At 66.3% G+C, this 17,032-nt stretch carries 17 protein-coding genes; 4 read left to right on the top strand and 13 right to left on the bottom strand.

The window, feature by feature from the left end; all coding sequences use genetic code 11:
- The first annotated feature begins 39 nt into the window (after positions 1-39).
- Positions 40-474: a winged helix-turn-helix transcriptional regulator gene (locus tag PRN20_RS06360; protein WP_273956396.1), complete on the top strand. Its 435-nt coding sequence runs from the start codon at positions 40-42 to the stop codon at positions 472-474.
- Between the two features lie 46 nt (positions 475-520).
- On the opposite strand, the gene PRN20_RS06355 is transcribed toward PRN20_RS06360, so the two are convergent.
- The 5 genes from PRN20_RS06355 to PRN20_RS06335 all read right to left on the bottom strand — a co-directional run bounded on the left by PRN20_RS06355 (position 521) and on the right by PRN20_RS06335 (position 5,959).
- The gene (locus tag PRN20_RS06355) at positions 521-1,840 is read right to left on the bottom strand and encodes a mandelate racemase/muconate lactonizing enzyme family protein (protein ID WP_273956395.1); all 1,320 of its coding nucleotides are present in this window, start codon (positions 1,838-1,840) and stop codon (positions 521-523) included.
- A gap of 50 nt (positions 1,841-1,890) precedes the next feature.
- Positions 1,891-2,814, bottom strand: coding sequence for a dihydrodipicolinate synthase family protein (locus tag PRN20_RS06350; RefSeq protein ID WP_273956394.1), 924 nt, complete (start codon positions 2,812-2,814; stop codon positions 1,891-1,893).
- 22 nt (positions 2,815-2,836) lie between these two features.
- Positions 2,837-3,691 carry a carbohydrate ABC transporter permease gene (locus tag PRN20_RS06345; protein ID WP_273956393.1) on the bottom strand — a complete coding sequence of 285 codons (855 nt, stop codon included), beginning with the start codon at positions 3,689-3,691 and terminating at the stop codon, positions 2,837-2,839.
- 10 nt (positions 3,692-3,701) lie between these two features.
- A complete protein-coding gene (locus PRN20_RS06340; RefSeq protein ID WP_273956392.1) occupies positions 3,702-4,643 on the bottom strand; it encodes a carbohydrate ABC transporter permease in 942 nt (313 codons plus the stop codon).
- Between the two features lie 71 nt (positions 4,644-4,714).
- Complete coding sequence (locus PRN20_RS06335) at positions 4,715-5,959, bottom strand: ABC transporter substrate-binding protein (RefSeq protein WP_273956391.1); 1,245 nt, start codon at positions 5,957-5,959, stop codon at positions 4,715-4,717.
- Between the two features lie 246 nt (positions 5,960-6,205).
- Here PRN20_RS06335 and PRN20_RS06330 point away from each other — a divergent pair, with 246 nt between their 5' ends.
- Positions 6,206-6,919 (top strand): GntR family transcriptional regulator, encoded by a 714-nt coding sequence (locus tag PRN20_RS06330; protein ID WP_273956390.1) that lies wholly within the window; start codon positions 6,206-6,208, stop codon positions 6,917-6,919.
- A gap of 22 nt (positions 6,920-6,941) precedes the next feature.
- Here the strand turns inward: PRN20_RS06330 and araD are convergent, their stop codons facing one another.
- Both araD and PRN20_RS06320 read right to left on the bottom strand, forming a co-directional pair.
- Positions 6,942-8,651: an L-arabinonate dehydratase gene (araD, locus tag PRN20_RS06325; RefSeq protein ID WP_273956389.1), complete on the bottom strand. Its 1,710-nt coding sequence runs from the start codon at positions 8,649-8,651 to the stop codon at positions 6,942-6,944.
- Between the two features lie 8 nt (positions 8,652-8,659).
- Positions 8,660-9,340, bottom strand: coding sequence for an RraA family protein (locus PRN20_RS06320; protein ID WP_273956388.1), 681 nt, complete (start codon positions 9,338-9,340; stop codon positions 8,660-8,662).
- A 101-nt stretch (positions 9,341-9,441) separates the two neighbouring features.
- On the opposite strand from PRN20_RS06320, the gene PRN20_RS06315 reads away from it, so the two are divergent.
- Positions 9,442-10,158 carry a FadR/GntR family transcriptional regulator gene (locus tag PRN20_RS06315; protein ID WP_273956387.1) on the top strand — a complete coding sequence of 239 codons (717 nt, stop codon included), beginning with the start codon at positions 9,442-9,444 and terminating at the stop codon, positions 10,156-10,158.
- Between the two features lie 109 nt (positions 10,159-10,267).
- A complete protein-coding gene (locus tag PRN20_RS06310) occupies positions 10,268-10,882 on the top strand; it encodes a hypothetical protein (RefSeq protein ID WP_273956386.1) in 615 nt (204 codons plus the stop codon).
- On the opposite strand, the gene PRN20_RS06305 is transcribed toward PRN20_RS06310, so the two are convergent.
- The 6 genes from PRN20_RS06305 to PRN20_RS06280 form a co-directional block, all read right to left on the bottom strand.
- Positions 10,879-11,700: a substrate-binding periplasmic protein gene (locus PRN20_RS06305; RefSeq protein WP_273956385.1), complete on the bottom strand. Its 822-nt coding sequence runs from the start codon at positions 11,698-11,700 to the stop codon at positions 10,879-10,881. The two genes, PRN20_RS06310 and PRN20_RS06305, sit on opposite strands and share 4 nt — an antisense overlap.
- 61 nt (positions 11,701-11,761) lie before the next feature.
- Positions 11,762-13,519: a pyrroloquinoline quinone-dependent dehydrogenase gene (locus PRN20_RS06300; protein WP_273956384.1), complete on the bottom strand. Its 1,758-nt coding sequence runs from the start codon at positions 13,517-13,519 to the stop codon at positions 11,762-11,764.
- Between the two features lie 40 nt (positions 13,520-13,559).
- The gene (locus tag PRN20_RS06295) at positions 13,560-14,180 is read right to left on the bottom strand and encodes a c-type cytochrome (RefSeq protein WP_273956383.1); all 621 of its coding nucleotides are present in this window, start codon (positions 14,178-14,180) and stop codon (positions 13,560-13,562) included.
- A 182-nt stretch (positions 14,181-14,362) separates the two neighbouring features.
- Positions 14,363-15,175, bottom strand: a complete 813-nt coding sequence (locus PRN20_RS06290) for a substrate-binding periplasmic protein (RefSeq protein ID WP_273956382.1) — start codon at positions 15,173-15,175, stop codon at positions 14,363-14,365.
- Positions 15,172-15,984 (bottom strand): ABC transporter permease, encoded by an 813-nt coding sequence (locus tag PRN20_RS06285; protein ID WP_273956381.1) that lies wholly within the window; start codon positions 15,982-15,984, stop codon positions 15,172-15,174. Before PRN20_RS06285 ends, PRN20_RS06290 begins: the two co-directional genes overlap by 4 nt.
- The gene (locus PRN20_RS06280) at positions 15,981-16,991 is read right to left on the bottom strand and encodes an ATP-binding cassette domain-containing protein (RefSeq protein ID WP_273956380.1); all 1,011 of its coding nucleotides are present in this window, start codon (positions 16,989-16,991) and stop codon (positions 15,981-15,983) included. Before PRN20_RS06280 ends, PRN20_RS06285 begins: the two co-directional genes overlap by 4 nt.
- Between the last annotated feature and the right edge of the window lie 41 nt (positions 16,992-17,032).

Below are 17,032 nucleotides of genomic sequence, written 5' to 3'. Positions count from 1 at the left end.
GCCTAGGCCCTGATGCAAACGAACGAAAGGGCCGAAAAGATGAGACCAGCAGACACCGCAACCGAGGCCACGCAGGGACAGGGGATTCGCCCGGTCACGCCCCAGGCCGCAGAGCATGTCCGCCGTCTCTTCGACCTCACCGGGGAGCGCTGGACGGTTCCCGTGCTCGCCACCCTGCGCGATGGCGACCATGTCAGGTTCGGCGCCGTGCAGCGCGCGTTGCCGGGGCTGTCGCAGAAGCAGCTGACCCACACGCTGCGCCATCTCGAACGCGACGGCTACCTGCTGCGCACCGCCTACGCGACGATCCCGCCCCGCGTCGAGTACAGCCTGACCGAGCTCGGGCATCAGCTCGTCACGCGACTCTTCCTCGTGGGGAAGTTCGCGCTCGATCACCGCCAGAAAATAGAAACCGCCCGGCAGCGCTACGATGCAGCGACCGCCGAGCGGGAAGCAATGAGTCAGGCGTCATAGGCCATCCGCGGGGCAGGCCACCTGCCCCGCAACAGCCTGCGTCCGCTTACTCGGGCCAGCGGTCGTCCGGACGCCAGAAGCCGAGCTTGGGCGTGTTCCACTCGTCGGTGGGGAGGAACATGGTGCCGGGGGTGCGGAGGTTCTCTTCGATCGCCTCGAGGTTGAGGTCGACGCCGAGGCCGGGCTTTTCCGGCACCTTCACATAGCCATCGGCCATGTAGTCGGGCTCGAGGCCGGTGACGAGGCCTTCCCAGAACGGCAGGTCGAGGCCGTGGTGCTCGCAGGCGAGGAAGCTCGAGATCGCCGCGGCGGTGTGGATGTTGGCCATGAAGCCGATCGGCGAGCCGGCGCAGTGGAGCGCGGTGGGGATACCCTGCTCTTCCGCATCGTCGGAGATGCGCTTGGTCTCCATCAGGCCGCCCGAGGTGAGCAGGTCCGGGTGGACGATGTCGAAGGCGCGGGTCTGGATGGCCTCGCGGAAGCCGTCGCGGAGGTAGAGGTCCTCGCCGGCGGCGATCGGGGTCAGCAGCGCATCGGCCACCACCTTGTGGCCCGGAATGTCGAAGCGCGACACCGGGTCTTCCATCCAGGCGAGGTTGTAGGGCTCGAGCGCCTTGCCCAGCCGGATCACCTCGTCGGCGGTGAGGTAGTTCTCGCCGAAGTGGTCGACGCAGAGCTGCACGCCGTTGCCGACGGCCTTGCGGACTTCCGACACCACATGCGCCGCGCGCTCGATGGTCTCGTCGGTGAGCTTGACGCCGCGGCCGGCCATCGGGGCCTTGAACCACTTGCCCATCTCGAAGTCGGTCTCGTGCCGGGCATCATGGCCGATCAGCGGGCTGTCGCCGGTTTCGAACAGCGACGGGCGCAGGTCGAACTTGATCCAGGTGAGGCCGCGGTCGCGACGACCCTTCACTGCCTCGACGAAATCATCGGGGGTCGGATCATCGGGGGTCGGGGTGTCGCCGTAGAGGCGGACCTTGTCGCGGTACTTGCCGCCGAGCAGCTGGTAGCACGGCACGCCGTAGACCTTGCCGATCAGGTCCATCAGCGCGATCTCGATGCCCGAGACGCCGCCGCCCTCGCGACCCCAGTTGCCGAAGCGCTTGATGGCGCGGAAGATCATGTCGACGTTGCAGGGGTTCTGGCCAAGGATGATCGACTTGAAGCGCAGCGCATCCATGGCGTGGCCCGCGTCGCGCACTTCGCCGAGGCCATAGACGCCCTGGTTGGTGTCGATGCGGATGATCGGGTAGTCGTAGTTGGCCGCGACAACCGCGATGCGCATGTCTGTGATGCGGAGTTCGGTCGGGTTCGAGTGGGTGTTGATGGCGTTTTCGATACGCCCCAGCTGCTTGTCAGTCATTGGTCTTTCTCAGGTTGGTCACTGCCGGCGGGCCGACAAAGGGTGGCGGCTCAGCGGCGGTGTGCGTAGGCGGGGAGCATCAGGTCGGCGAGGTCGTCCATGATGACAGCGGCCTCGGCGCGGGCGGCATCATCGAGCGAACGGAAGCCGGACTGGCGGACGGCATTGGTGCCGATCACGCCGCGCATCTTCAGCACTTCCTTCATCAGCGGCATGCCGTAGTTGCTCTCCATGTCGAGCAGCGGCAGCAGGCGCCGGAAGATATCGCGGGCCTGCTTCTCGTCCTTGGCCTCGATGGCATTCCAGAGCGCCACGTGCACGTCGGCGATTTCACAGGCCGGCATGGTGCCGGCAACGCCATGACGGACCTCTTCCATCAGCGTCTTGCCGGCCTTGCCGCCCATGACGCCCTCGAGCTTGTCACCGCAGAGCTTGATGATCTCGCCCACCGTCTGGGCCGGGTAGCCCGACTCTTCCTTGACGAAGCGGGCGGTCGGGATTTCCTTCACCAGCTCGGCGATGAGGCCGGCGCTCAGCGGCGAGGCGCCCTGCCCCGAGACGTTCTGGATCACGAGGGGCAGCGAGGTCGCGGCGCCGATGGCCTTGTAGTGGGCCTTGATGTCGGCAGGGCTCGAAGGATGGAGCGTCGGCGGCAGCGACATCACCGCATCGGCGCCGATCTCCTCTGCGTGCCGGGCAAATTCGACCGCGAGGCGATAGTGCGGCGCCGAAACGGCGACGATGGCAGGCACCTTGCCCTTGGCCTTGCCGACGACGATCTCGGCAGCGCGCCGGCGCTCGGCTTCGCTCAGGTATCCACCTTCGCTGGCGAGGGCGTTGGCGACGACGCCGTGGACGCCCGCTGCGAGGCAGAAGTCCATGGTCTTTTCGAGCGCTGCCTCATCCAGCGCGAAATCGTCGGTGAACGGCGTCGTCACGATGACGAAGATGCCGCGGTAGCTGTTGCGATCCATTCTGTAACTGCCTTGTTCGAAATCAGGTGCCGGCGAGCGCGCCCTTGGTCATGCCGGAGACCAGGAACGGTTCGAGGAAGATGAAGAGGACGATGGCGGGCAGCACCGAGATGGTGCCGGCAGCCATCAGCATGGACCAGTCGACCATCTGCTCGCCCACGAAGCTCTGCATGCCGACGGTCAGGACCTGCACACCGGGCTTGTCGACGAGCGTGCGGGCGAAGATGAACTCGCTCCAGCTGGTCAGCACCAGGTAGACGGTCGAAGCGGCCATGCCGGGCTTGGCAAGCGGCAGCACCACCAGCCACAGCGCCTGGATCTGGTTGGCGCCATCGATCATCGCCGCCTGCTCGAGTTCGCGCGGAATGCGGTCGAAGAAACCCTTCATCAGCCAGGTGGCGAGCGGCACGCCGATCGTCATGTTGGCAGCGACGAGCCCGCCCAGCGAATTGAACAGGCCGGTGTTGGTGTAGATGATGAACAGCGGAATGAGGATCAGGCTCGCCGGGATCAGCTTGCTGATCAGCAGTGCCCCACCCAGCGCCTGCTGCGGCGGACTCGAAAAGCGCGACAGCGAGTAGCCGGCGAGCGTCGAGACGAACAGGCTCAGGAAGGTCGACGCGAAGGCGACGATCAGGCTGTTGATGATCCAGGTGAGGAACGGCCGGCCGTCGAACACCTGCGCAAAGGCATCGAACCTGAGGCGCGACAGATCGGGCAGCAGCGACGGCGTGCGCGACAGGATCGTGTCGGTCGGCATGATCGCCGTCATCACCATCCAGTAGAACGGGAACACCGTCACCACGGCGAAGCCGGCGAGCACGACGAACGCGACAATGCGCGAGAGGGAGAGTGGCTTCTTTTCGGAGCGCTGCATGATGTCCCCCTCAGAACTTCGAGTTTCGCGACAGGGTGGCGAGCGTTGCCGCGATGGCGAACGCCGCGCAGATCATCAGCGTGCCGACCGCGGTAGCCGTCCCCATGCGGAAGTAGTGGAACGCTTCCTTGTAGACGTAAAGCGCCAGCGTCTCGGTGGCGTTGGCCGGTCCACCGCCGGTCGTCGCGAAGACGATGTCGACATCGCGGAAGACGCCGAGCGCCGAGATCATGACGACGAGGAAGGACGCGCCCTGGATGCCGGGCCAGGTGATGTAGCCGAACTGCTGCACCTTGTTGGCGCCGTCGACATTGGCGGCCTCGTAGAGTTCCCGCGGGATCGACTGGAGCGCGGCAAGGATGGTCAGCGTGATGAGCGGATAGGTCTTCCAGATGGTCGGGATGATCACCGCGATCATCGCCGAGCGGCTGTCGACGAACCACGGCATCTCGCCCTGCAGCAGCCCGGTCGAGCGCAGGATCGCGTTGAACACGCCGAACGAGCCGTCGAGGATCCAGAGGAACATGATGGCGACGATGACGCCCGGCACCGCCCATGGCACGAGGATGATGGTGCGCAGGAAGCGGTTGCCCGGCAGCTCCTTGTTGAGCAGCAGCGCCGTGCCGAGGCCGACAAGGAAGGCTCCGCCGACACTGCCGCCGACATAGAGCGTCGAATTGAGCGTGGCGCGCCAGAACAGCGGGTCGGCGAGCACCCGGGCGTAGTTGCCGAGGCCCAGCGGCAGTTCGCCGATCTTGGCGAAGTTCATTACCCGGCCGTCGCGGAACGAGATATCGACGACCTGGTAGAGCGGGTAGACGATGAGGATCAGCACCGCAGCGGCCGCAGGCAGCAGCAGTGCGAATGACAGCAATGTCTGCCGGCGATGGTAGTTGATGCCGAACTGCCGCGGCCGGGAGCCGGCGGAATCGAGTGAAGACGTGTTCGTCATCGGCCTCGTCCTCAGATGATTGGAGTCGGGTGGGCGCGGCGAGGGAGGTCGCCGCGCCCGGGGAGAGAGCGTCAGTTCAGCGGAACCGCGCGCTCGAGTTCAGCCTGCGCATCGGCGAGGATCTTGTCGACCGGATCGGCCGTGGTCAGGACCTTCAGCGCCGTGGCGCGCAGGATCGCGGAGTACTCGTTGAAGTACGCACGCACAGCCTGGTTGGTCGGGAACAGCGGCACGCCGGCGGCCGAGGTCTCGCTGATCAGCTGCAGGTGCGGGTACTTCTCGACGTCCTCGGCGGTCAGCACCGAAGAGGCGCGGCCGGAAGGCTGGCCGGTGATGATCAGGTACTCGCGCTGCCACTCGGGCTTGGTCGCGAACTGGACGAACTTCCACGCAGCAGCTTCGGTCGCCTCATCGAGGCCCTCTGCGATGTGCAGCGTGATGCCGCCCGGAGCCTGCGGCGGATCCCAGGGGGTGCGCACCATGTGGAGGTTGGGGCGCATTTCGGGAGTGGCCTTCTCGAGCCACGACCAGACCCACGGGCCGTCAACGAGGAAGGCGGTCTTGCCATCGACGAAGAGCTGGCGCGCGACGGCCGAGTTGTTGCCGAGCGGAGCATTCTTGCCGACGACGTTGCGGTAGGTCTCGACGGCAGCGATCACCTCGGGCGAGGTGAGGTTGTACTTGCCGTCCTTGATGACGCTGGTACCGGCATAGCCGATGTAGCGGTGGAGATCTTCGGCCACGGTCGGGTGCTCGGTGGTCACGGCCGAAAGGCCGAAGACGCCGGAGTCCGGCTTGGTCATCGCCGCGACGGCGGTCTGGTATTCGGCAAAGCTGGTGGGCACGGCGACGCCGGCATCGGCGAGCAGCTTCTCATTGTAGAACAGCATCAGCGAGCTGTTCGAGACGATGACGCCGCGCGTCTCGCCGTCCCAGGTGAGGTCCTTCTGGGCGCTGGCCCAGCCGGTCTCGATGTCGGTGCCCTTGATGTGGTCGTCGAGCCCGGCGAGCCAGCCCTGCGCGGCGTAGGCGCCATAGTTCTGCTCGGAAATCTGCAGCAGCGCCGGCGCGCGGTTGGACGCGAAGCGGATGGTCAGCTGCGTCAGGTAGTCGGCGAAGGGAATATAGGTCTGGCCGATCTTGATATCGGGGTTCTCAGCCTCGAAGGCGGCGATAACGGCCTTCCACCAGTCGGCGTTGCCGGGCTCCTCGAGCTGCCAGGATGCGAAGTCGAGCGTCGTCTGCGCCTGCACAGGCAGCGCGGAGACACCGGCCGCGAGCCCGAAGGCGGCAGCCACCAAAAGCTTTCTGATCACAATGATCCTCCCAGTATGCAGTCACGGGACGAAGAACTCGTCCATTTGAGGCGGACAGCAAGGCTTCGCCAACGGCCGGGGAGACCGTTTTCACGCGCTCGGCGCTTGCCACAGAACTTGCGCGACGTGCCCCCGGACCAGCGTTATTTGTTGGATTTCCGCTGGACCGCTCGGTAACAGGTCACGTATACGAACATGCAAGATCGTATCAAACCTGTCAACATCGTATACGATGACGAGGACGCCATGGATCAGGACGCCCCATCGGCACCCAGGCAGCGCAAGCGCGCCGGCGCGCCGGACACCAAGGTCGAGACCGCCTACCAGCGGGTGACCGGGCTGTTGCGCAACGAGATCGTCAACGGCGACATTCCACTCGGCGGCTGGCTGCGCATGACTGCCATCGCGGAGCGACTCGGCGTCAGCGTCCAGCCGGTGCGCGAGGCGCTGCAGCAGCTCGAGGGCGAAGGGCTGGTCGAGCTCATCCCCAATCACGGCGCGCGGGTCCGCATGCTCGATCGCAACCGCCTGATCCACGCGCACGAGATCGGCGAAGCGCTCGAGTCCTTCCTCGCCCGGCAGTTCGCCGAGGAGGCATCGCTCTCGTCGTTGCGGAAGCTCGAGGCCCTGCAGGCCATCCACGACGCGGCGATCGACGACATGGACTGGGCCCGGATCGATGCGTCCAACCACGATTTCCACCGCTTCATCAACACGCACGGGGGCAACCTCGAGGCCGCGGACCACCTCATCCCGCGCTACTACGGCCTCAGCGAAAGCCTGATGAACCGCTACGGCCGCGACGCCAGCTTCGCCGACCGCGTCCGCTCCGAACACCACGCCCTCCTCGACGCCTTCCGCCGCCGCGACCCCGACGCCGCCGCCCGCATCAGCGCCGCCCACGTGCGCGGCACAATGGCCATGGTGCTCCTCGCCTTCGAGGCGACGCAGGAGCGCTGAGCGCCTCCCCGTCTGTCCCGGTCTAGTGACTCTCTTCGGGAATTGGCGCGCCGCGGCAGCCGAGCAGGAAGTCGAAGTCGGCGCCGGTGTCGGCCTGCATCACGTGCCGGCGGTAGAGGCCGCGATAGCCGCTCTCGTCGAAACTGGGCGCCTGCCATTCGGCACGTCGACGGGACAATTCCGCGTCGTCCACATGCAGCGTGATTTCGCGCCGCGCCACGCTGATCGAGATGTCGTCGCCTTCACGCACCAGCGCAAGCGGTCCGCCGGCTGCGGCCTCGGGCGCGGTGTGGAGGATGACGGTGCCGTAGGCCGTTCCGCTCATGCGCGCATCGGAAATGCGGACCATGTCGCGGACGCCCTCTTTCAGCAGCTTTTCGGGCAGGCCCATGTTGCCGACCTCGGCCATGCCTGGGTAACCCTTCGGGCCGCAGTTGCGGAGCACCATGACGCTGTCGGCGGTGATCTCCAGGTCGGGATCGGCGATGCGGTGGCGATAGTCCTCGATGCTGTCGAAGACGACGGCACGGCCGCGATGCTCGAGCAGTTCGGGGGTCGCCGCGGAGGGCTTCAGCACCGCGCCGCCGGGCGCGAGATTGCCGCGCAGCACGACCATGCCGCCCTCCTCGACCAGTGGATTGTCGAGCGGCCTGATCACGTCGGGCAGGTGCACGGTGGCGCCCTCGATGTTGGTGGCCACGGTCTGTCCGGTGACGGTCATCGCCCCAAGCTGCAGCTTGTCGCGGATGGTGTGCATCAGCGCCGGGATGCCGCCAGCATAGTAGAAGTCCTCCATCAGGTGCTCACCCGATGGCATGAGGTTGGCGATGGTGGGCACATCGCGCCCGAAGCGGTCCCAGTCGTCGAGGGTGAAATCGACGCCGACGCGACCGGCGATGGCCAAGAGGTGGACCACGGCGTTGGTCGAGCCACCGATTGCGCCGTTGACCTTCACGGCGTTCTCGAAGGCTTCACGCGTGAGGATCTTCGAGAGTGTGAGGTCCTCGCGCACCATGTCGACGATGCGACGGCCAGTCAGATGGGCGAGGCGCGCCCGCCGGGCATCGACGGCAGGAATAGCCGCGTTGCCGGGCAGCGACAGGCCAAGCGCTTCGACCATCGAAGCCATGGTCGAGGCGGTGCCCATGGTCATGCAATGGCCCGGAGAGCGCGACATCGAGCTCTCGGCATCGAGGAAATCGTCCATCGAGAGAGTGCCGGCCCGCACCTCCTCGGACAGGCGCCACACGTCGGTGCCCGAGCCGATCTTGCGGCCCTTGTACATGCCATTGAGCATGGGGCCGCCCGACAGCACGATGCTGGGCAGGTCGCAACTCGCCGCGCCCATGACGAGGGACGGCGTGGTCTTGTCACAGCCGCAGAGCAGCACGACGCCGTCGATGGGGTTGCCGCGGATCGCTTCCTCGACATCCATGGAGGCAAGGTTGCGGAACATCATCGCGGTCGGACGCAGGTTGGACTCGCCGCACGAGAAGACGGGGAACTCCACGGGGAACCCGCCCGCCTCGTAGATGCCCCGCTTGATCGGCTCCACCAGCTGCCGGAAATGCGCGTTGCAGGGCGTTAGATCCGAGGCGGTGTTGCAGATGCCAATCACCGGCCGGCCTTCGAACATGTCCTCCGGATGGCCGGAGTTCTTCATCCAGCTGCGATGGATGAATGCGTCCTTGCCGGTGCCACCGAACCAGTTGCTGGAGCGAAGCTTTTTCATGGCCCTGATCACATGATTCCGGTTTCGTCGAAGATCCGTTCGGTCGAGCCGCCAGCCTCGATCATGAGGCGGACCCTTTCCTCGCCGTCGACCTTGGCGAGCGCCAGCTCCACCACCTCGTTCAGGCGCGCCGCGGGAATGATCAGGACGCCGTCGATGTCGCCGAAGACAATGTCGCCGTTCTCGACGCGGGCGCCGTTGCCGAACTCGATCGGGCAGCGATAGTCGATGACGCGCCCGCGCAACCGCTGGTCCTGGGCGTAGCCGCCCATCGAGAAGACCGGCCAGTCCAGCGCCTTTATGCCGCGCGTGTCGCGGTGGTAGCCGTCGAGCACAGCGCCGACCGCCTCGAGGCCACGGGCGCGGGTTGCCATCAGTTCACCCCACAGCGCGTAGCGCGGCGAGGAGCCGGTGCAGATGTAGACCTCGCCCGCCTGCAGCGAGTCGAGCGCGCGGAACATCATGCCGAAGGAATCGGTCAGATCGCGATGCCCCAGCCGGTCGGTGGCGCAATCGGCCTCGAGCACGGTCATGGCGCGACCGACGAGGACGTGGTCTGGGTTGAGCGAACGGATCTGCGGCGGCAGGAACTGGCGCGTCAGGCCCATGACATCGAGGATGTCCCCCACGACGGCCGTGTGCAGCCGGGTCCTGAGGATGTCGAGTGGCGAGTTGGAACGTGAAGGCATGTGTGATCTCCCTTGCGGCGAACCGTATTGACCCCGGCCCAACGCTGTCAATCTGTCATACAGGTTGACGGGTCGCGGCGGCCGGGACTACCTTCGCGACCATGACAGAACCGAAACTGACGCTGCAGCGGCTCGACAACACCACGCTGGGCGACAAGGCCACGGCTGCGCTGCTCGAGCATATCCGCGCCCAGCAGCTCAAGCCGGGCTCGGCGCTTCCATCGGAAGCGAAGCTCACGGAGTTGCTCGGGGTCAGCCGGCCGGTCGTGCGCGAGGCGCTGCGCAACCTGCGCGGGCTCGGCATCGTCGAAATCCTCAACGGCCGGGGCGCCATCGTGGGGCAGCTCAACAGCACCTCGCTCGAAGTGTTCTTCGCGCACGCCCTGCAGACGACGTCCAACTCGGTGATCGAGCTGATGGAGCTGAGGTTGGGCCTCGAATGCGAGGCGGCAGCTCTGGCAGCGGAGCGCCACGATGCCGAGGACGCGACCGCCATGCAGGCGCTGCTGCTCGAGATGCGCGCCGCGCTCGGCGATGCCCAGCGCTACAGCCAGCTCGACGCCGACCTCCATGTCGCGATCGCGCGGGCCAGCGGCAACTCGCTGTACGAACGCATGATCCAGTCAATTCGCGTCGCCATGCAGGATGCATCGCTGCGCGGCATGCAATTGCGGGTGAACCTCGAGGAGGTCAATGCCGTCCAGCGCATGCACGAGGCGATCGTCTCGGCAGTGTTGGCGCGTGACGCGGATGCGGCCTTTCACGAGATGAAGCAGCACATGGTCATGGCAGCGCGCGCGCTCGAGAGAAAGCCTTAGCAGCGACGGGCGCCACCGACGAAGGGCCGGCGACAGCCAGTCGATACTTACCAGGTTCGACAAGGCGCGGCTCCGCTGCTAGAGCCACGGCACGAACACGGGACCCCGGATGACGCTGCTTGGCGACCTGAGCATGAGCGAGATCGTATCGCGCATCGGCGCGGTGATCGTGTTTGCCTGGCTGCAGGGGTTGCTGTTCGCGGGCCTCGCACGGCTCATGGGGGACAGGCGTCCACAGTACGATGGCCGGCTGTCGCCGAACCCGTTCGTGCAGCTTTCGGTCTGGGGACTCGCCGTGGGCGTCCTGTTCGCGATGAGCTGGGTGCGGCCGCTGCGCTACGAGCCGGCGAGCAATCGGTTAGGCGGCTGGGGCGTGGTGCTTGTCGTCCTGGGCGGCCTCGCCGCCATGGCGCTGCTGGTTCCGGCAGCCGACCTGCTGCGCCCGCTGGCACTGATGCTGCCGCGTACCGGCGGCTACGCCGTGCTGTACGGCATCAATCAGTTCCAGCTCGTGGCGGCCGGCTCGGTGCTGCTTAACCTGCTGCCGATCCCGGGCCTCGCTGCCGGGGCGATCTGGCAGGCCGTGCGGCCGGATCAGGGCAAGCGCCTGCCGCGCTACGAGTCGATCGGACTTGCCGTCGTCACCGCGGCGGTCGTCGCCGGGCTGGTGCCCAGCCTCGGCGCCGCCGTGTTGCCCTACGTGACGCTGGTCGGCAACGCCTAACTGCCGGCACGCCCCGCATAGCCGAACTGCTTGAGCAATGCGTCGATGGAGCCGTCGGCGACGAGCGCGTCGATCGCCTGGTCGATCTGGCTGCGCAGGAAGCTGTTGCGGCTCGAGACGAGTGCGCCGACGCGCGTCTCCGATTCCGGAATCGGTGCGTTGGCGATGACGCGCAGTTCGGCGGCGTCAGGCCGGTCCTTCTGCAGGCGCGCGAGAACCGGCTGCCACAGGATCATGCCGGCGATGGTGCCATCGAGCACGCGGGTCGCCATCAGCTCGGGATCGGCGTAGGGCAGCCTCACCCAGCGCTCGGGCTTGGCCCGCTGCTGCGCCCAGGTGATGTAGTTCATCTCGCCCATCGAGGCCATGGCGGTGCCGAGCCGCTGGTCCTTGGGGATATCCCCCAGGCTCTGCCAATCCGGATTCTTGACCGCGAGGACGAAGGGGATGGTGGCGTAGGGGCGGGTGATCGAGAAGGCATCGGAGACCGGCGTGTTTTCCGAGACCGAGACGCCCATGAACATGTCGCAGTCGTTGTTCATGGCAAGCGTCAGCTCGTCTATGAAACCGTCGCCGTTGAGCGGGAAGCCGCCAAAGCCTTCGATGACCTTGACGTCGAGGAACAGCGCGTCGCCCAGGGCCTTGGCCACGGCTTCGTCGAACTGCCGGCCCAGGCTCGTCCGGTCGAAACAGACATTGATGGTGTCGCCGGCCTGGCGGCGGGTGTTGGTCAGCTCCTCGGGCGGGATGCCGGAGGTCTGCGCCATGGTCGCGCCGGTCGAAAGCAGCAGCAGCGCGGGCACTAGGAATTTCAGCATGGCGGTCTCCAGAAAAGAGGAAGGGGCCGAAGCCCCTTCCGCATTCGCTATGATCTTGAACTCAGCTCTTGGGCAGCTTGAAGACGAAGATCGAGTTGCCCGAACCGGTCGGCAGCGGAATCTCCGGGAAGGCCGAGGAGATCGAGCTCGCCGCGTTCGAGTAGCCAGTCGGCACGACGAGGTACTGCTCGCCGTCGATCTCGTAGGTCGACGGGTAGCCGCCGATCGGAGCGTTCAGGCGCTGCGACCACACGACCTCGCCGGTCTCCTGGTCCCAGGCGTTGATGTTGCGTGCAGCGTCACCACCGAACACGAGGCCACCGGCGGTGGCGAGCACCGACGAGGTCATCGAGGGACGGCTGCGATACTGCCACTTGTGGTCGCCCTGGGTCGGGTTGATGTCGACCGCGTCGAGCAGGCCGGCATCGGTGATGCCTTCCGGCAGCACGCGCGGGCCGAACTTGGTCGCGCCCACCGCGTTACCGGCGGTGAACTCGGTCTGGGTCGGAGCCACGGTGTTGCAGGCTTCGGTCAGCGGCACGTAGTAGGCCTTGGTGAGCGGGCTGTACGAGCCGGTCATCCAGAGCTTGCCACCCGAAACCGAGGCGCAGATCAGGTCTTCTTCACCAACGGCCTGCGGGATGAGGTCGGTGTTGATGTGCACGGTCCCATCGGCGTCGATGCCGGTGACGACGTTCTGCTTCACCGTCTCCTTGTGCCACAGGTACTTGCCGGTATCGCGGTCGAGGGCGAACACGATGCCGTTCTTGCCGGCGGCGGTGACCAGCAGGTGCTGCGTCTTGCCGTCAACTTCCTGGTCGACGAGGATACGCTCGAACGGGCTGTCGAGGTCCCAGTTATCGCGCGGCAGGTGCTGGTAGTACCACTTCAGCTTGCCGGTCTCGGTGTCGAGGGCGAGCGTCGAGTTGGTGTAGAGCACGCTGCCGTCGCCCGAGCCACGGATGAGCTCGGAGTACGGGCCCGGCATGCCGATGCCCCAGAAGGTGGTTTTGGTCGCCGGATCGTACGAGCCGGTCGTCCACGGCGTACCGCCCCAGCGGTTCTCGGGCGGCACACCGCCCCAGCTCTCGCCCTGCTTGGGGTTCTCGGGGTCGTCGATGGTGTTGAAGCGCCAGAGCTCCTCACCGGTATTGGCGTCGTGGGCCATGATGAAGCAACCACCGGCGGTGCCGGCGATCGAGCAGCCCGAGATGGCGGAGATGATCTTGCCCTCGGCCATCACCGGACCAACGGTGTAGCTGTAGCCCTTCAGCACATCGAGGACCTGCTTCTCCCACACCACCTTGCCGTCGGCGGCATTCAGCACGACGATCTTGGCGTCGGCGGTGGTGAGGATGACCTTGTCCCCATAGAGGGCGATCGAGTTCTTCTGGCGGCGGGCCTGGTTGAGCTGGTAGCTCCAGCTCGCGGGCAGCTCGGTCAGGACGTGGCGGTAGGTCCAGATCAGGTCGCCGGTCTTGGCATCGAGCGCCTCGACGATGCTGTTGTTTGTCTGCAGGAACATCACGCCGTCATGCACGAGCGGCGCGGTTTCCTGGATGCCGGCCTCGGCCATCGGCCAGGCCCAGGCGAGCTGCAGCTTGCCGACGGTATCCTTGTTGATCTTGTCGAGCTGGCTATAGCCCTGGTTGGCGTAGTTGCCGCGGAACATCAGCCACTCTTCCGGCGGCGGGTTCTTGAGCATCTCGTCCGTGACGGGAACGTAGTTCTCCTTCACGTTCTGCGCGAACGCCGGCCCGGCGATCAGCGCCAGCGCGGTCGTTGCGACCATCATGGACTTCAACAGTTCGATTTTCATCGAGACCTCCTAAGAGCGGCGCACATCGGTGCGCCATAGATCACTTGGTTGTAGCGGGTTGAACCGTGGGGAGCTGCTTGCCCCACGTAAAGGCCTGCGGAACGGTGGGGGCGGCCGGCGTAGCGGCGGCACCCTGAGCGCCCGGGGCCGGGCCGCCGGGGAGCTGCTTGCCCCAGGTAAAGGCCTGCGGCACGGCCGGTGCGGCCTCGGCTGCTTCCGGGGTGGCCTCGGCGGGTGCGGCAGCTGCAGCGCTCGACGCACCGGCGGCGGTTTCGGCCGGCAGCGAGATCGACGCGAGCAGGGCCGGATCGTTGGTCAACGGCTTGTCCCCCGGCTCGGCGCCGTTGAACTTCATGATGTAGGCGACGATGTTGAGATAGGTCTCATCACCGAGCTGACCAGGCGCCGACGGCGGCATGGCCACGCGGATGAAGTCGAACAGACCGGCTGCGGTGTCCCAGTTCTGCATGACGTCCGGCCCGACGAGAGCCGGAGCTTCCGTCCCTTCGAGCTGGCGGCCATGGCACTGGGCGCAGTTGGCATTGTACGCCGTTTCACCGGCGGCAGCCTGCTCTGCGGTGAAACCGCCCGCCTGGGCGGAGCTGCCGGCCAGGGCGACGAACGCCGTGGCGAAGGCTAGCGATATGGATTTCAAAGGCACGGGATCCTCCCGAGAATGGAGTCGAGCGCGTCTTGCGGTAAGACTTCTGTGGGGCGCGGTAGGCCGTGACTGGCACGTACCGTGTGAACGATCGTCCTAGTCAGTGCGGGTCAACCACACCTTCGCCTAAGCCGGTTCGGAACGCTACGCAACCCTAGCTTCAGAGAGTGCGCAAAGCCAATTCACGGACTCAATGTTATGTATTGTTTGACATAATACCGAGACTCAATGCCGTCGACCGCACCCGAACGCTCGAGCTCGCCGAGCGCCGACGCGATGGCGGTCTTCAGCGTCTGGTCGCCTTTCCACATGCCCAGCGCCATCCGGTAGTGCGGAAAGCGATCGTCCGGCAGCCAGAAGATGCGCTGGTCCGGGCCCAGGTTCAGCGCGCCCGCCACGAAGCTCTCGGTGATCCCCGCCTGCGCGCGGCCGGACTGCAGCGCCTCGGTGAACTGCTGCGCGTTGCGCGTCGGAACGACCGCCAGCTGCTGCTCGCGGAGCCAACCCGAGAGGGCAAGGCGGTCGAGGCCGCTGGTCCCGGGCAGTACTGCCACGGTGCCGCCCGCCGCCGGAAGTTGCCCGGTCGGGGAGATGCCGACCCAGCCGGTTTCCGCCGATGTCGGGATTGTCTGAAGGAAGCTGCGGGTCTGCACGGTGTCGGCCAGCCCGCCGGCGATGACGTCGCACTGGCCACGGGTCAGCGACCAGTTGCGCGGATTGAAGTCGCTGCCGATCGAGGGGAGCGTGTTGACGAGGAGGCGCAGCCCGAGCTGCTCGGCGACGGCACCCACGAGCTCGACATCGAAGCCGGGCTGCGCCGGATCACCGGTGACCAGCGGCGGATAGCTGGGCGGCACGCAGAGCTTCAGGACGCCCGCCGCCTGCCGGTCCTTCAACGAAGTGTCAGGCGGCAGGAAGCTCAGCGCCGTGAGCAGCACGACGACGATCGCGAGGTTCACGGCAGCCTGCAGCCAGCGATGCGGGCGCCGTTTCATTGCCGGTTGAAATCGATCAGGGCGATGATGAAGAAGACGACCGCCATCGCCACGATGACCAGGGGCCCCCAGAGCGGGGGAAACTGGTTGAAGTTGATAAGCACGCCGCGCAGGGCATCGACCGCGTAGGTGATCGGATTGATCTGCACGAGGAACACCAGCCACTCGGGATAGGTCACCGCCTGCTGGGCCCGGGTGAGCGCCGGATCGAGCGGGAATACCGAGCTCGAGGTGAAGTAGAGCGGCAGGATCACGGTGTTGGAGAACACCCCGAACCCCTCGAAGCTGCGCACCCGGGCGGCAAGGATCACGCCGAAGCTGGTGAGGCCGAAGGCGAGGACGAACATCAGCACCAGCGCCACCGCCGTCTGCTCGAGGCTCAACGTCACGTCGGCGAAGCGGGCGAGGATCAGCACCAGCCCGCCATGGAGCATGGCCACGGTCGCGCCGCCCAGCACCTTGCCCAAGAGGATCAGCCAGCGTGGCATGGGCGAGACCAGCACCTCGCGCAGGAAGCCGAACTCGCGGTCCCAGATCACCGAAACGGCGAACTGGATCGAGGTGTACATGATGTTGAGGACGATCACCGCCGGGAACAGGAACTGCAGGTAGGTGTAGGGGATGACGTAGCGCACCTCACCATACACTTCGCCGCGGAAATACGGGTTGAGACCGACCCCCAGGATCAGCAGCCAGATCAGCGGCCGGCTGATACCGCCGATGAGCTGGGCCCGGTCGCGGGTGGCCCGGGTGATCTCGCGCAGCCACACGCCGTAGAGGCCGCGAAGCGCCATGACGAAGGTGTTCATCGCCTGCCTCCCCGCCGGCCGGCGGCTCTCTCGGCATCGCGGTCGCCATCTGCCCGGTCGCGCAACTGGCGGCCGGTCAGCGACAGGAAGACGCTTTCCAGCGTCGGATCCTGGAAGCGGACTTCCGTGAGGCGATCGCGGAAGGCGGTCAGGAAAGCATCGGTCATCGCCCCATCGTCGGCCGGCAGTGCCAGGCCATGCTGGCCCAGCAACTGGGCGTCGGGCCGCTGCGCCCGGATCGCATCGAGGGCCGCCTGGTCGCGCGGCACGACATGCAGCCACCGGCTGCCGTGCCGGCTCTTCAGCACCTCGGGCGAGCCTTCGGCGATGATCCGGCCATGGTCGATGATGCACACCGTGTCGGCGCTCTCGACTTCCTCGATGTAGTGGGTGGTGGTGAGCACGGTCAGCTGGCGCTCCCGTCTCATCTCATCGAGATAGCGCCAGATGCGGAGGCGGGTCTGAGCGTCGAGGCCGACCGTGGGCTCGTCGAGGAACAGGATCTGCGGCTCGTGCAGCAAGGCGCGCGCGATTTCCAGCCGGCGCCGCATGCCACCCGAGAAACTGCGAACGATGTCGTCGCGCCAGTCCTCGAGCTCGACCAGCGCCAGCACCGCGGCGCTGCGTTCGCGCCGCAGTTTCGGCGCCATGCCATAGACCAGACCGTGGAACTCGAGGTTCTCCCAGGCGCTCAAACGGTCGTCGAGGCTCGAATCCTGGAACACGACACCGAGCGAACGCCGCGCCAGGGTCTGCTGCCGCACCACGTCGGCCCCGGCGACGCTCGCCGACCCGCCATCGGGCCGGCGCAGCGTACTCAGGATGTTGAGCAAGGTCGTCTTGCCGGCGCCGTTGGGGCCGAGGAGCGCGAAGCTGGTGCCGCGCGGAATCTGCAGCGTGACCTCGTCGAGCACCGTCCTGCCGCCATAGGCAGCACTCAGTTTCTCGACGCTGATGGCGATCGCGGGCAAGGGACCTTGCGGGGCTTCAGGCAGCGGCGAAGTCATTCAGGCCTGATAGCACCAGCCTTCTCGGATAGTCGATCCCG

Source organism: Devosia sp. ZB163 (assembly GCF_028613635.1).
GTDB lineage: Bacteria > Pseudomonadota > Alphaproteobacteria > Rhizobiales > Devosiaceae > Devosia_A.
Note: the sequence above shows the minus strand (reverse complement) of the source record. Positions and strands in the feature narration are given on the sequence as shown.

Coding starts and splice junctions, on each gene's coding strand:
- PRN20_RS06360 (WP_273956396.1), top strand. CDS start 40: ATGAGACCAGCAGACACCGCAACCGAGGCCACGCAGGGACAGGGGATT.
- PRN20_RS06355 (WP_273956395.1), bottom strand. CDS start 1,840: ATGACTGACAAGCAGCTGGGGCGTATCGAAAACGCCATCAACACCCAC.
- PRN20_RS06350 (WP_273956394.1), bottom strand. CDS start 2,814: ATGGATCGCAACAGCTACCGCGGCATCTTCGTCATCGTGACGACGCCG.
- PRN20_RS06345 (WP_273956393.1), bottom strand. CDS start 3,691: ATGCAGCGCTCCGAAAAGAAGCCACTCTCCCTCTCGCGCATTGTCGCG.
- PRN20_RS06340 (WP_273956392.1), bottom strand. CDS start 4,643: ATGACGAACACGTCTTCACTCGATTCCGCCGGCTCCCGGCCGCGGCAG.
- PRN20_RS06330 (WP_273956390.1), top strand. CDS start 6,206: ATGGATCAGGACGCCCCATCGGCACCCAGGCAGCGCAAGCGCGCCGGC.
- araD (WP_273956389.1), bottom strand. CDS start 8,651: ATGAAAAAGCTTCGCTCCAGCAACTGGTTCGGTGGCACCGGCAAGGAC.
- PRN20_RS06320 (WP_273956388.1), bottom strand. CDS start 9,340: ATGCCTTCACGTTCCAACTCGCCACTCGACATCCTCAGGACCCGGCTG.
- PRN20_RS06315 (WP_273956387.1), top strand. CDS start 9,442: ATGACAGAACCGAAACTGACGCTGCAGCGGCTCGACAACACCACGCTG.
- PRN20_RS06310 (WP_273956386.1), top strand. CDS start 10,268: ATGACGCTGCTTGGCGACCTGAGCATGAGCGAGATCGTATCGCGCATC.
- PRN20_RS06305 (WP_273956385.1), bottom strand. CDS start 11,700: ATGCTGAAATTCCTAGTGCCCGCGCTGCTGCTGCTTTCGACCGGCGCG.
- PRN20_RS06300 (WP_273956384.1), bottom strand. CDS start 13,519: ATGAAAATCGAACTGTTGAAGTCCATGATGGTCGCAACGACCGCGCTG.
- PRN20_RS06290 (WP_273956382.1), bottom strand. CDS start 15,175: ATGAAACGGCGCCCGCATCGCTGGCTGCAGGCTGCCGTGAACCTCGCG.
- PRN20_RS06285 (WP_273956381.1), bottom strand. CDS start 15,984: ATGAACACCTTCGTCATGGCGCTTCGCGGCCTCTACGGCGTGTGGCTG.
- PRN20_RS06280 (WP_273956380.1), bottom strand. CDS start 16,991: ATGACTTCGCCGCTGCCTGAAGCCCCGCAAGGTCCCTTGCCCGCGATC.